The organism is Streptomyces sp. HmicA12, assembly GCF_000373565.1.
In the GTDB taxonomy this organism is placed as follows: domain Bacteria; phylum Actinomycetota; class Actinomycetes; order Streptomycetales; family Streptomycetaceae; genus Streptomyces.
The window spans coordinates 224,459-237,275 of record NZ_KB891850.1; the positions used below are offsets into that span (position 1 = coordinate 224,459).

Genomic DNA, 12,817 nt, shown 5'->3' on the forward strand with positions numbered 1-12,817 from the left:
CAGCCCCCACCGGGCCGCACCCGGCGATGAACCTCTGGGCCCGCTAGCCCGGCGGCAGCCGCCCCGCGCGGTTCAGGTTGATGAGGGGGCCGAGCAGATCCCCGTAATGCCGGAGGCGAGCCGCGATGTCGTTCGCGACGAACACCAGGTCCTGCGCGCGACCGCACTCCGCGACCTCGTCCCACGTCACCGGCGTCGACACGGTCGGCTCGGCGCGGGCCCGCAGCGTGTACGGCGCGGCCGTCGTCTTCGACGCGGAGTTCTGGCTGTGGTCGACGAACACCTTGCCGGGCCGCAGGCTGCGCGTCATCCGGTGCACGACGAGGTGCGGCAGCTCCGCCTCCGCCTCGGCGGCGAGCGCCTTCGCGTAGGCGCCGACCTCCCGTGCCGGCGTGGGTACCAGCGGAACCAGCAGGTGCAGGCCCTTCGAGCCCGACGTCTTCGCGTACGCGTGCAGCCCGTCCGCCGCGAGACGCTCCCGCAGCCACACCGCCACCTCGCAGCACTGCACGACGTCGGCGGGCGCCCCCGGGTCGAGATCGAGGATCAGCCGGTCGGCGTCGCCCGGCCGGTCCGCCTGCCACTGCGGGGTGTGGAACTCGGGGACCAGGTTCGCCGCCCACATCAGCGTCGACAGGTCCTGGACGAGGATCTGGCGCGCGACCTCGCCCTCCGAGCGCGGCACCCGCGCCGTCTTCACCCACGCGGGGGTGCCCGGCGGCACGTTCTTGGCGAAGAACCGCTGGCCGTCGGGCCCGTCGGGGAAGCGCAGGAAGGAGACCGGCCGGTTGTACAGGTGCGCGAGCAGCGCGCCGGCCGTGGTCGCGTAGTAGTGCAGCAGCTCGCCCTTGGTGAACCCGGACGCCGGGTACAGCACCTTGTCCAGGTTGCTGAGCGCGAGCCGCCGCCCCTCTACTTCTGTGATGGGCGCCATACGGTAATACTCTGGCAACCCATACAGATCTGTACATCGCTGGGCGAAACGGGAGGTACACCGTGCGCTCCATATGGAACGGCGCCATCTCCTTCGGCCTGGTCAGCATCCCGATCAAGCTGGTCAACGCCACCGAGAACCATTCGATCTCCTTCCGTCAGATCCACCTGGAGGACGGCGGCCGCATCCGCTACCGCAAGGTGTGCGAGCTGGAGGACAAGGAGGTCACGAGCGCGGAGATCGGCAAGGGGTACGAGGACGCGGACGGCTCCATCGTCCCCATCACCGAGGACGACCTCGCCACGCTCCCGATCCCCACCGCCAGGACCATCGAGATCGTCGCCTTCGTCCCGGCCGACCGCATCGACCCGCTGCAGATGGACACGGCCTACTACCTCTCGGCGAACGGCGTCCCCGCGGCCAAGCCCTACACCCTGCTGCGCGAGGCCCTCAAGCGCAGCCAGAAGGTCGCCATCGCCAAGTTCGCGCTGCGCGGCCGGGAGCGGCTCGGGATGCTGCGGGTCGTCGACGACGTCATCGCGATGCACGGGCTGCTGTGGCCCGACGAGATCCGTTCCCCCGAGGAGGCCGCGCCGGACACCTCGGTCACGGTGCGCGACGCGGAGCTCGACCTGGCCGACGCCCTGATGGACACGCTCGGCGAGGTCGACATGGAGTCGCTGCACGACGACTACCGCGAGGCCGTCGAGGAGATGATCGCGGCGAAGGCCTCCGGCGGGGAGCCGGAGGAGTCGTCCGGCGGCACGGGCGGCGGCGACGCGGGCGGCAAGGTGATCGACCTGATGGCCGCGCTGGAGGGGAGCGTGCGGGCCGCCAAGGAGGCGCGGGGCGAGGCGACCGACGGCGTCGCCGAGGTGACGCACCTCGCGGGGCGCTCGCGGAAGAAGGCGGCCCCGAAGAAGGCGACGGCGGCGAAGAAGACCGCGGCCGCGAAGAAGACCACGGGTACGAAGAAGGCGGCCTCCGGCACGAAGAAGGCCGCCGCCAAGTCCACGGCGACGAAGAAGAAGACGGCCACGGCGAAGAAGGCGACCCCGCGGAAGAAGGCGTCCGCCTGACGCACATGGGCCGCGCCCCTGGGCGAGCGAAGCTCGCTTCAGGGGCGCGGCCCATGTGCGTCAGCCACAACTCACCCGCACCGGGCTACCGCCCCCGTGCCACCTCGGCCGCGTCCTTCCTGAACGCCCACTCCATCTTCGGTTCCATCACGAACCGGAACATGCGTTGCACCGGTGGGGTGCAGAGCACGGTGATCAGGGACATCGCGCCCACCGTGACCGTGATCTCGCCGAGCGGCGTGTGCATCCAGTGCGCGTCGTACCAGTCCCAGAAGCGGGAGCCCTTGGCGACGAAGCCGTGCAGCAGGTACCCGTAGAGCGTCCCGGCGCCGAGCGCCGTGAACCAGAACTTGCGGCCCGGCACCCACGCGAAGAAGCACGCCGTCAGGATCACCGAGCAGCCGAACATGGCCAGTGTCATGACGGCACCGGACCAGCCGGGCGCCGCCAGTTCCTGCGCGCTGTCGCGCCGGTAGAACCAGGCGGCGTTCATCCGCGGCGCCGCCCAGTAGGCGAACAGCAGCGCGCTCGCGAAGACCGGCACGGCCAGGATCCGGGCCTCACGGCGCCGCACCAGCTGGAAGTGCTCGGGCTTCAGGCACAGGCCGAGGACGAAGAAGGGGAGGAACTGCAGAACGCGCTGCAGGTCCAGGTCGTCGCCGATGTCGGGGGAGACGGAGGCGAGCACCGCGATGGCCAGGGCCAGCGGCAGCGGCCAGCGCACGACCTTCCAGAACGGGGTGGAGAGCCGCCACACGAACAGCGCGATCAGGAACCAGGTCAGGTACCAGGGATCGAGCAGGCTGATCGGGTAGTCGGGGTCGCCGCCGGCCGTCCGCTTGAAGAAGGTGTACGCCACCTCGAAGACGACGTACGGCACGGCCACACCCGTGATCAGCCGCTTCAGCCGGTTCGGGCTCGCGTCGAAGGACCGCGAGAAGTAGCCGGAGATCACGATGAACGCCGGCATGTGGAACGTGTAGACCGTGATGTACAGCGCGGACGCGGCCCGGCTGTCACCGCGCAGCGGTTCCCAGGCGTGGCCCATCGCGACGAGCACGATCGCCAGGTACTTGGCGTTGTCGAAGAACGCGTCCCGTGCCTTGCCGGGCTTCTTCCCCGCGGCGGCCGCGGGGGCCGGGGCCGTGGTGCCCGCAGCGGGTGCCGTGGCGGCTGCCTGCGCGGGCAGCGGGGTTCGCTGCGCCGCGAGCTGGATCGGCTTGCTCACGATCCCTCCCGGGTGGAACCTCGACTCCCGAATTCGCATCTTCTTTGGGTTGCGGGTTTCAAGTGGCTGCGAGACATCACAGGCACCGTAGTCACCCGTTGTGGCGTACGTAAACCTGTGCCGCTCATGGGTGGTGCCTGTCACACGGCTCGGAGTCTCCGGTTCCGGACGGCGCCCGGGGTCAGGAAAGGCCCGGTTCGGCGATCCGCAGCAGGAGCGCGTGCAGCGTCTCCCGCTCCTCGGCGTCGAGCGGTTCGAGCAGCTCACCGGTGACGCGCAGGCCCGCCTCGTCGGTGTCGCGCAGGAAGCCGCGGCCCTGGTCGGTGAGGACGACGACGCGGCTGCGGCGGTCGTCGGGGGAGGGGCGGCGCTCGGCGAAGCCCGCCTTCTCCAGGTCGTCGACGAGGCCGACGATCGCGCTCGGGTCGTAGCCGAGCCGCGCGCTCAGTTCTCTCTGCAGCGCGCCCTCGGTGGTGGCCAGGAAGCGCAGCAGCGCGTAGTGGCGCAGGCGCAGGCCCGACTCCTGGAGCGAGGCGTTGAAGAGCTGCCCCGAGCGCAGGCCGAGCCGGTACAGGAGATAGCCCGTGTCGGCGTGCAGCCCGCGCATCCATGGCTCGTGCGCGTCGATGGGGGCGGGGTTCATGGGGTCTCCCTGGTGCGGTGCGGATCGGTACGGGAGCAGTCTCCCGCATCTCCCGGACGACAACAACTATTGACGTCACCAATTATTGCTTCTAGCTTCCTTCTCGTCCTCGCACCGCGTTGCTCCGAAAGGACCCCCACGTGTCCATCGATCTCACCGGGAAGGCCGCCGTCGTCACCGGCAGCGGCCGTGGCCTCGGTCTCGCCTACGCCCATGCCCTGGCCGCCCACGGCGCCTCGGTCGTCGTCAACGACATCGACGAGGCCGTCGCCGAGGCGGCCGTGAAGTCCATCGAGAAGGCGGGCGGCACCGCCGTCGCCGAGGTGGTCCCGGTCGGCACCGCCGAGGCGGCGGACCGGCTGGTCTCGCGCGCCGTCACGGAGTTCGGCCGCCTCGACGTCCTCGTCACCAACGCGGGCATCCTGCGCGACAAGGTCCTGTGGAAGATGACGGACGACGACTTCGACGCCGTGGTCACCACCCACCTCAAGGGCACCTTCACCTGCGCCCGCGCCGCCGCCGTCCGCATGCGCGAGCAGGGCGAGGGCGGCACCCTGATCCTCGTCGGCTCGCCGGCCGGCCAGCGCGGCAACTTCGGCCAGACCAACTACGCGGCGGCCAAGGCGGGCATCGCCGCCATGGCCCGTACGTGGTCGATGGAGCTGTCCCGCGCGGACATCACCGTCAACGCGATCGTCCCGGTCGCGGCGACCGCCATGACCGAGACGATCCCCGCCTTCGCCCCGTACATCGAGGCGATGCGGGCCGGTGAACCGCTGCCCGCCTTCCTGCGCAAGGGCGAGGGCTTCGGCACCCCCGAGGACTGCGCGGCCCTCGTCCCCTTCCTCGCCTCCGACGCGGCCCGCTCCGTCACCGGGCAGGCCATCGGCATCGGCGGCGACCGGGTCACGCTCTGGTCGCACCCGCAGGAGATCAGGTCGGCCTACGCGGACGGGGGCTGGACGCCGCGGACGCTCGCCGACGCCTGGCCCACCTCGGTCGGCGCCGAGCCGCAGACGGTCGGCATCCCCGCGCCGCGCGTCCCGGAGGCGTGATGAGTCCCGCGATGGACATCGGCGCACTGGACGCCATCGACGTCCACACGCACGCGGAGGTCTCGTCCCGCGACGGCCACGCCTCCCTCGCCGACGAGCTGCACGACGCCTCGTCCGCGTACTTCAAGATCGAGGGCAAGCGGAAGCCGACCCTTGCCGAGATGGCCGCGTACTACCGCGAGCGGCGGATGGCGGCGGTCGTCTTCACGGTCGACGCCGAGTCCGCGACCGGCACCGCCCCCGTCCCGAACGAGGAGGTCGCCGAGGCGGCCGCCGCCAACCCGGACGTCTTCGTCCCCTTCGCCTCCATCGACCCGTTCCGCGGGAAGGCCGGGGTGCGGCAGGCCCGCCGCCTGGTCGAGGAGTACGGGGTGAAGGGCTTCAAGTTCCACCCTTCCCTCCAGGGCTTCTTCCCCAACGATCCTTCCGTGGCGTACCCGTTGTACGAGGTCATCGAGGGGACCGGCACCGTCGCGCTCTTCCACACGGGCCAGACGGGCATCGGCGCCGGCGTCCCCGGCGGGGGCGGCATCCGCCTCAAGTACTCCAACCCGCTGCACGTGGACGACGTGGCCGCCGACTTCCCGCACCTGAAGATCATCCTGGCGCACCCGTCCTTCCCCTGGCAGGACGAGGCCCTCGCCGTCGCCACCCACAAACCCGGGGTGCACATCGACCTCTCCGGCTGGTCCCCGAAGTACTTCCCGCCGCAGCTCGTGCGGTACGCGAACACGCTGCTCAAGGACAAGGTCCTGTTCGGCTCCGACTATCCGGTGCTCACCCCCGACCGCTGGCTCGCCGACTTCGCCAAGCTGGACATCAAGGAGGAGGTCCGGCCGAAGATCCTCAAGGAGAACGCGGCCCGGCTCCTCGGCCTGACGACCCCGTAGGAGCCGTGATGCGCAACGAGGGACTGGGATCCTGGCCCGCCCGCCGGGCCCGCAAGACCCCGCACCGCACCGCCCTGATCCACGACGGCACGCCCTCCACGTACGCCCAACTCCACGACCGGACGACCCGGTTGGCCCACGCGCTGCGCGCCCGCGGCATCCGGCGCGGCGACCGGGTCGCCTATCTCGGCCCCAACCACCCCGGCTTCCTGGAGGTGTTGTTCGCCGCGGGCGCCCTCGGCGCGGTCTTCGTACCGCTCAACATACGCCTCGCGGGCCCCGAGATCGCCTACCAGCTCGACGACTCGGGTGCGAAGGCGCTCGTCCACGGCCCCGCGCACCGGGCGCTCGTCGCCGGACTCCCGGGACGCACCGACGTGCGCACCTACGTCGAAGTCGGCCCCGATTACGAGGAGTTGATCGCCTCCGCGGGCACGGCGGGACCGGTCGACGAAGCCGTGTCCGGCGACGACACCTGCATCATCATGTACACCTCGGGGACCACGGGCCGCCCCAAGGGCGCCATGCTCACCCACGCCAACCTGACCTGGAACGCCCTCAACGTCCTCGTCGACACCGACCTCGCCGCCGACGAACGCGCCCTGGTCTCCGCCCCGTTGTTCCACACGGCGGGTCTCAACATGCTCGCCCTGCCGGTGCTCCTGAAGGGCGGCACCTGCGTCCTGGTGGAGTCCTTCGACCCGGCCGCGACCCTGGACCTGATCGCCGAGCACCGCGTCACGACCATGTTCGGCGTCCCCACGATGTACGACCTCGTCGCCCGGCAGCCCGACTGGGGGAGCGCCGACCTCTCCTGCCTGCGCACGCTCCTGTGCGGCGGCGCCCCCGTCCCGGCCTCGCTCATCGCCACGTACCAGGAACGCGGCCTGACCTTCCTCCAGGGCTACGGGATGACCGAGGCGTCCCCCGGCGCGCTGTTCCTGGACGCCGAGCACGTCGTGTCGAAGGCGGGCTCGGCGGGCGTGCCGCACTTCTTCACGGACGTACGGGTCGTGCGCCCCGACCTCACCGCGGCCGCGCCCGGCGAGACGGGGGAGATCCTGGTCCGCGGCCCGCACGTGATGCCCGGCTACTGGGGCCTGCCGGACGCCACCGCGGCGGCCTTCACCGACGGCTGGTTCCGCACCGGCGACGCGGCCCGGGTCGACGACGACGGCTACGTCCACATCGTCGACCGCATCAAGGACATGATCATCTCCGGCGGCGAGAACGTGTACCCGGCCGAGGTGGAGAACCTGCTCCTGGCCCACCCCGACGTCGCCGAGTGCGCGGTCATCGGCGTACCGGACGCGAAGTGGGGCGAGGTGCCGCGCGCCGTCGTCGTGCCCCGCGCGGGCGCGCACCCCGACCCGGACGCCGTCCTCGCCTCCCTGGACGGCCGCCTCGCCAAGTACAAGATCCCCACATCCCTGGTGCTCGTGGACGAACTCCCGCGCACCGCCTCCGGGAAGCTCCTCAAGGCGCGGGTGCGCGAGCGGCACGGAGACCCTCAACTACCGTAAGGAACACGCTACTCATGACCATCACCGTCAACGGCCTCGACGACCTGAAGAAGCTCGCGGGCAGCGAACTCGGCACCAGCGAGTGGATCGAGATCACCCAGGACCGCGTCGACACGTTCGCCGACGCCACCGACGACCACCAGTGGATCCACGTCGACCCCGAGCGCGCGGCCGCCGGTCCGTTCGGCGCTCCCATCGCGCACGGCTATCTGACCCTGTCCCTCTTCATCCCCCTGTTCACGGGACTCCTCGACGTCCAGGGCGTCACGACCAAGGTCAACTACGGACTCAACAAGGTGCGCTTCCCGTCCCCGGTGAAGGTGGGCGCCCGCATCCGCCTGGTGGGCCGGCTCGCGGCCGTCGAGGAGGTGGCCGGGGGCGGGGTGCAGATCACGGTCGACGGCACCGTCGAGATCGAGGGCGCCCCGAAGCCCGCGGCGGTGCTGCAGAGCCTGTCGCGCTTCTACGCCTGATCCGCGCCGGACGGTCGCACGGGCTCCGGCCGGCCCTTGACCGGCCGGGTGTGGACCTTGGAGACGCAGGCCGGCACCGCGTCGGCGTCGCCGTGGTCACGGGACCGGTACGCGCTCGGGGTCTCGCCGACCAGCTCGGTGAAGCGCGCGCTGAACGAGCCCAGGGACGTACACCCCACCTCGAAGCAGACCTCCGTCACCGACAGGTCGCCGCGCCGCAGCAGCGACTTGGCGCGCTCGATGCGGCGCGTCATCAGATAGCTGTACGGCGTCTCCCCGTACGCGGCGCGGAAACTGCGCGAGAAGTGGCCCGGCGACATGAGCGCGGTCCCGGCCAGGGCGGCGACGTCGAGCGGCTGCGTGTACTCGCGGTCCATACGGTCGCGGGCCCGGCGCAACCGGGCGAGATCCTCCAGGGTGGTCACCCCTCCACGATGCCACGAAGACACTCCGTGCAGGGTTGGGTTCGTTTTTCGCCAATGACGGTCGACGATCATGTGCCGCCCGGCCGGGGGTGCGACGCGGAGCGCCGAAACCGGAACGGCGTGTTTCAGCTGTGCCGTTGTGAACCCCCTGGGGATCCTGCGACCGGAAACGTGCCGGAGGCATTCTCTTTGAGGCGGATCTTCGAGGGGTTTCTTCGGAGTCTGCCCTCGTGTGAAGGATATTTGCAGGGAGCGCGCCCGTCCGGATTGCGTATCGCGAACGAATCCGGCTGAAACCCGTGGGTGAATCACCGGCGGACGCCAGGCGTCGCGGGGTGCCGGAGGGGCTCGCTCCACCGCTCTGCGTGACGACCGGAAACATCACGGAACCCTCACAACCGCTCCGGTAGGCTCACGAAGCCTGCGTGCCGGGTGGACGGGTGGACAGGGGGTGGCCGCGGCGTGCAACTCAGTTTTCGGATCCTGGGCCCATTGGAGGTGCGGGCCGACGGGCAGGATCTCGCCATCGGCGGCGCACGCCAGCGAACGGTCCTGGCTCTGCTGCTGTTGGGTCCCGGCCGGATCGTGCCGGTGGACACGCTCGTGGACGCCGTGTGGAACAGTGCCCCGCCAGCCACGGCCCGCACCCAGATCGCCATCGTGGTCGCGGCTCTGCGCAAGACGTTCAAGGCCGCCGGAGTGGTCGAGGACGTCATCGTCACCGCCCATCCCGGCTACGTACTGCGCCCCGAACGGCACACGGTCGACGCGACGGAGTTCGCCGTTCTCGTCGCCCGGGCCGAACAGGACGTCAGACAGGGCCGGTTGACGGAGGCGGGCGACGGCTACCGCACCGCCCTCGCGCTCTGGCGCGGCCCCGCCCTCGCCGGGATCGCCACCCCCTCCGTGGAGGACGAGGCCTCCCGCCTGGAGGAGCTGCGGCTCAACGCGTACGACGACGCCACCGCCGTCCAGCTGGAACTCGGCAACCACCAGGACCTCGTACCGGAGCTCGGCGCGGTGGTGCGGGAGCAGCCGCTGCGCGAGCGGACCCGGCACCATCTGATGCTCGCCCAGTACCGGTCGGGGCGGCGCGCCGAGGCGATGGCCACCTTCCGGGAGGCGCGCGAGCTGTTCGTCGAGGAACTCGGCATGGACCCGGGCCCCGACCTCCAGGAGCTGCACGACGCGATCCTGCGCGACGACCCCTCGCTCGCGCCCGCGCCACCGGTGCCGGTCGGCGAGACCCGGGCCGGCACCCTCGTGGTCCCCTCCGAACTGCCGCCCGACATCCCGGGGTTCACCGGCCGCGGCGCCGAACTCGACGCCCTCGACGGGCTGGTGGCGGGCGTCGACGGCGTGCAGGGCGGCACCGTCGGGGTCATCTCCGGCATCGCGGGCGTCGGCAAGACAGGGCTCGCGGTGCGCTGGGCGCACCGGGCCACCGCCCACTTCCCCGACGGGCGGCTCTTCGCCGACCTGCGCGGCTACGACGAGGAGTACGAACCCACCCGGGCCACCGAGGTGATCGGCCGTTTCCTGCGCTCCATGGGCGTGCCGGGCGACGAGATCCCGCAGGACAAGGAGAGCCTCGTCGCGCTCTACCGCAGCGTGCTCGCCGACCGGCGGGTCCTGCTGGTCCTCGACAACGTCCGCTCCTACGACCAGGTCGAGCCCCTGCTGCCCGGCACCGGCAGCTGCACGGTCCTCGTCACCAGCCGGGAGCAGCTGGAGGAAGTGGTCGCCTGGCCGCAGCGGGCCCGGGTGCTCCTCGGTGTGCTGCCGAGCGCGGACGCCGTGGAACTGATCGGCCGGGTGGTGGGCGAGGAGCGGGTCGCCGCCGCCCGCGTCGACACGGGCCTGCTCGCCGACCTGTGCGACCGGCTGCCGCTGGCGCTGCGCATCGCCGCCGCCCGGCTCGCCTCCAAGCCGCACTGGAGCGTGCGCCACCTGGTGGCCCGCCTCGCCGACGAGCGGCGCAGGCTCGACGAGCTCAGCCAGGGCGCGTCCCGGGTGCGGGCCAGCTTCGGGCTCTCGTACCGCTACCTGCCCGACGAGGCGGCCCTGCTCTTCCGGCAGCTCGGCCTGCTCGACGTACCGGACTTCACGGCCTGGGTCGGCGCGGCCCTGCTCGACACCGACCAGTACGAGGCCGAGCGGCTCATGGAGGACCTGGTCGACGCCCAGTTCCTGGAGGTCGTCGGCGTCGACGGGACCGGGCAGCTGCGCTACCGGCTGCAGAACCTGCTGCGCCTGTACGCGCGCGAGCGGGCGCAGGCCGAGGACACGGAGGGCGGGCGCAGGGCGGCGCAGGAGCGGGCGTTCAGCGGATACCTGACGATCGCCGAGGAGGCCTACCGGCGGGAGCGCGGCGGGTACTTCGGGCTGATCCGCAGCGACGCGCCCCGGCGGACCGCCGAACCCCTGCTCCTCGACGAACTCCTCGACGCGCCGCTGGAGTGGCTGGAGGTGGAGCGGCTCTCCCTGGTGGCCGCGATCGTGCAGGCTGCGCGGCTCGGCATGGACGAGTTCTCCTGGGGCATCCTCGCGGCGGCCACCGTGCTCTTCGACATCCGCAACTACGTCGACGACAGCCGGGTGTGCTCGGAGGCGGCGCTGGCGGCCTGCCGCGCGACCGGTCACCTGCGCGGCCAGGCGGCCGTGCTCCACCACCTGGGCGCGGCCGCGCAGGCCTCCCGCAGGCTCGACGAGGCGCACGCCCATTACAGCGAGGCGGTCCGGCTCTGCGAGCAGGTGGGCGAGGAGACCGGGCGCGCCTCCAGCCTGCGGAACCTGGCGATGGTCGAGGAGATGCGCGGGGACCTGGACACCGCGATGAAGCACCTGGACGCCGCGGTGGAGGTCTTCCGCGAGAACGGCGACCACCCGTCCGAGGCCTCCGTGCTGACCAACATGGCGCAGATCGAGCTGGAGCGCGGCAACCCCGAGCTGGCGCTCACCTTCGCGGACGAGGCGGTCGGCGCCATGCGGTCGGTCGACGGCGGCAGCGGACGCGGGCTCGCGCAGGCCGTGCACCGGCTCGGCCAGGTGCACCTGGCGAAGGAGGAGTACACGGCGGCCGAGACGGCGTTCATCGAGGTGGCCGACCTGGTCAAGGCCAAGTCGGACATGGTGGGACTGGCGTACGCCACGTGCGGGCTCGGCGAGAGCCACCTCGGGGCGGGCGACCTCGACGCGGCCGAGCGGGTGCTCGGCGAGGCGCTCGAGGTGGCCGCGCGGATCCACGACCCGCGCATCGACGGGCAGATCCACCTCGCGCTCGGCCGCACGCTCGCCCGGCAGAAACGCATCGACGCGGCCCGTGAGCAACTGAATGCCGCGCACGACGTGTTCGTCCAGATCGGATCGCCGTTGTGGATCCAGCGAACGGAGAGTGAGCTCAAAGTACTGGACGCGGAATCGGCGTCGTAGAAGAGCAATAATCCGGCGATAAGGCGGCTCTTTATTTTCGGCGGGAACACCCCTCTGTCGAAGTGGAGTCGAACGATGCCGCCTGTTTCCGAGGCGCCCTTCTTTGCCGTGATTCCCGGAGCACAGGTCCACCAGGTTCTGGAAGGCCGTCACGAGGAGGTGGTACGCATCGTCGAGGCGGCGTACCGCCTGCACGGGTCCGGGGACACCGTGAACCCGCCCTCGTACTTCCTTCGTTTTCCCGACCGCCCCGACTCCCGCATCATCGCGCTGCCCGCCTCGCTCGGCGGGACCGGCGGCGACCGGGTCGACGGGCTGAAGTGGATCTCCAGCTTCCCGCGGAACGTGGCGGCGGGCATCCCGCGCGCCTCCGCGGTGCTGATCCTCAACGACCCGGACACCGGCTACCCGCTGGCCTGCCTGGAGAGCTCGATCATCAGCGCGGCCCGAACGGCGGCCTCCGCCGCGCTGGCCGCCGACGTCCTCGGCGGGGCCCGCGGACAGCGGCCGCGCCGCATCGGCTTCTTCGGCACCGGGCTCATCGCCCGCTACATCCACCAGTACCTCGCGGGCACCGGCTGGACCTTCGACGAGGTCGGCGTGCACGACCTGTCCGCCGAGCACGCCGAAGGGTTCGCGGGATATCTGGAGCAGTCCGGCGCGAGCGGTCGCGTCACCGTCCACGACACGGCCGAGGCGCTCGTCCGCGACAGCGACCTCGTCGTCTTCGCCACCGTCGCGGGGACCCCGCACGTCACCGAACCCGACTGGTTCGCGCACCACCCGCTGGTGCTCCACGTCTCGCTGCGCGACCTCGCGCCCGAGGTCCTGCTGTCCGGCGCCAACTACGTCGACGACGTCGACCACTGCCTGAAGGCCCAGACCTCGCCCCACCTTGCCGAACAGCTCACCGGTGGCCGCGAGTTCCTCGACGGCACCCTCCACGACGTGCTCGCCGGCAAGGCCGAGGTCCCGGACGACCGGCCGGTGTTCTTCTCGCCGTTCGGCCTCGGGGTCCTCGACCTCGCGGTCGGCAAGCACGTCTACGACACCCTCCTCGCCTCCGGCGAACTCGCCGTGCAGGAGGGCTTCTTCCACGAGATGCGGCGCTACGGCTGACACGCCCCGCACCGCC

Annotated in this window: 11 protein-coding genes; 7 read left to right on the forward strand and 4 right to left on the reverse strand. The window is 71.4% G+C overall.

Annotation, left to right across the window (positions count from 1 at the left end; all coding sequences use genetic code 11):
• Nucleotides 1–43 precede the first annotated feature (43 nt).
• On the reverse strand, nucleotides 44–934 hold the full coding sequence (ligD, locus tag B072_RS0138375; protein WP_018535302.1) for a non-homologous end-joining DNA ligase: 891 nt from the start codon (nucleotides 932–934) through the stop codon (nucleotides 44–46).
• A gap of 62 nt (nucleotides 935–996) precedes the next feature.
• Here ligD and B072_RS0138380 point away from each other — a divergent pair, with 62 nt between their 5' ends.
• Nucleotides 997–2,013, forward strand: coding sequence for a Ku protein (locus B072_RS0138380; protein ID WP_018535303.1), 1,017 nt, complete (start codon nucleotides 997–999; stop codon nucleotides 2,011–2,013).
• Between the two features lie 85 nt (nucleotides 2,014–2,098).
• On the opposite strand, the gene B072_RS0138385 is transcribed toward B072_RS0138380, so the two are convergent.
• Together B072_RS0138385 and B072_RS0138390 are read right to left on the reverse strand one after the other, a co-directional pair.
• Entirely contained in the window at nucleotides 2,099–3,241 is a 1,143-nt protein-coding gene (locus tag B072_RS0138385) for an acyltransferase family protein (protein WP_018535304.1), read from the reverse strand.
• A gap of 181 nt (nucleotides 3,242–3,422) precedes the next feature.
• Entirely contained in the window at nucleotides 3,423–3,884 is a 462-nt protein-coding gene (locus B072_RS0138390; protein ID WP_018535305.1) for a MarR family winged helix-turn-helix transcriptional regulator, read from the reverse strand.
• Nucleotides 3,885–4,024: 140 nt separating this feature from the next.
• Between B072_RS0138390 and B072_RS0138395 the strand changes: the two genes are divergently transcribed.
• From B072_RS0138395 to B072_RS0138410, 4 genes are read left to right on the forward strand one after another with little or no spacing between them, the layout of a single operon-like run.
• Nucleotides 4,025–4,939, forward strand: a complete 915-nt coding sequence (locus B072_RS0138395) for an SDR family NAD(P)-dependent oxidoreductase (protein ID WP_018535306.1) — start codon at nucleotides 4,025–4,027, stop codon at nucleotides 4,937–4,939.
• An 11-nt stretch (nucleotides 4,940–4,950) separates the two neighbouring features.
• A complete protein-coding gene (locus B072_RS0138400; protein ID WP_018535307.1) occupies nucleotides 4,951–5,829 on the forward strand; it encodes a 4-hydroxyphenyl-beta-ketoacyl-CoA hydrolase in 879 nt (292 codons plus the stop codon).
• 8 nt (nucleotides 5,830–5,837) lie between these two features.
• Nucleotides 5,838–7,352 carry an o-succinylbenzoate--CoA ligase gene (menE, locus tag B072_RS0138405; RefSeq protein WP_018535308.1) on the forward strand — a complete coding sequence of 505 codons (1,515 nt, stop codon included), beginning with the start codon at nucleotides 5,838–5,840 and terminating at the stop codon, nucleotides 7,350–7,352.
• Between the two features lie 14 nt (nucleotides 7,353–7,366).
• A complete protein-coding gene (locus tag B072_RS0138410; RefSeq protein ID WP_018535309.1) occupies nucleotides 7,367–7,825 on the forward strand; it encodes a MaoC family dehydratase in 459 nt (152 codons plus the stop codon).
• Here B072_RS0138410 and B072_RS0138415 read toward each other — a convergent pair.
• Entirely contained in the window at nucleotides 7,816–8,250 is a 435-nt protein-coding gene (locus tag B072_RS0138415; RefSeq protein ID WP_018535310.1) for a helix-turn-helix transcriptional regulator, read from the reverse strand. The two genes, B072_RS0138410 and B072_RS0138415, sit on opposite strands and share 10 nt — an antisense overlap.
• A gap of 462 nt (nucleotides 8,251–8,712) precedes the next feature.
• On the opposite strand from B072_RS0138415, the gene B072_RS0138420 reads away from it, so the two are divergent.
• Entirely contained in the window at nucleotides 8,713–11,682 is a 2,970-nt protein-coding gene (locus B072_RS0138420) for an AfsR/SARP family transcriptional regulator (RefSeq protein WP_234019009.1), read from the forward strand.
• Nucleotides 11,683–11,757: 75 nt separating this feature from the next.
• A complete protein-coding gene (gene sbnB / locus B072_RS0138425) occupies nucleotides 11,758–12,801 on the forward strand; it encodes a 2,3-diaminopropionate biosynthesis protein SbnB (RefSeq protein ID WP_026246749.1) in 1,044 nt (347 codons plus the stop codon).
• The last annotated feature ends 16 nt before the right edge of the window (nucleotides 12,802–12,817 follow it).

What these genes read in the sequence shown, in the direction of transcription:
- sbnB (WP_026246749.1), top strand. Translation starts at nt 11,758, where the DNA reads ATGCCGCCTGTTTCCGAGGCGCCCTTCTTTGCCGTGATTCCCGGAGCA.
- ligD (WP_018535302.1), bottom strand. Translation starts at nt 934, where the DNA reads ATGGCGCCCATCACAGAAGTAGAGGGGCGGCGGCTCGCGCTCAGCAAC.
- menE (WP_018535308.1), top strand. Translation starts at nt 5,838, where the DNA reads ATGCGCAACGAGGGACTGGGATCCTGGCCCGCCCGCCGGGCCCGCAAG.
- B072_RS0138400 (WP_018535307.1), top strand. Translation starts at nt 4,951, where the DNA reads ATGGACATCGGCGCACTGGACGCCATCGACGTCCACACGCACGCGGAG.
- B072_RS0138390 (WP_018535305.1), bottom strand. Translation starts at nt 3,884, where the DNA reads ATGAACCCCGCCCCCATCGACGCGCACGAGCCATGGATGCGCGGGCTG.
- B072_RS0138410 (WP_018535309.1), top strand. Translation starts at nt 7,367, where the DNA reads ATGACCATCACCGTCAACGGCCTCGACGACCTGAAGAAGCTCGCGGGC.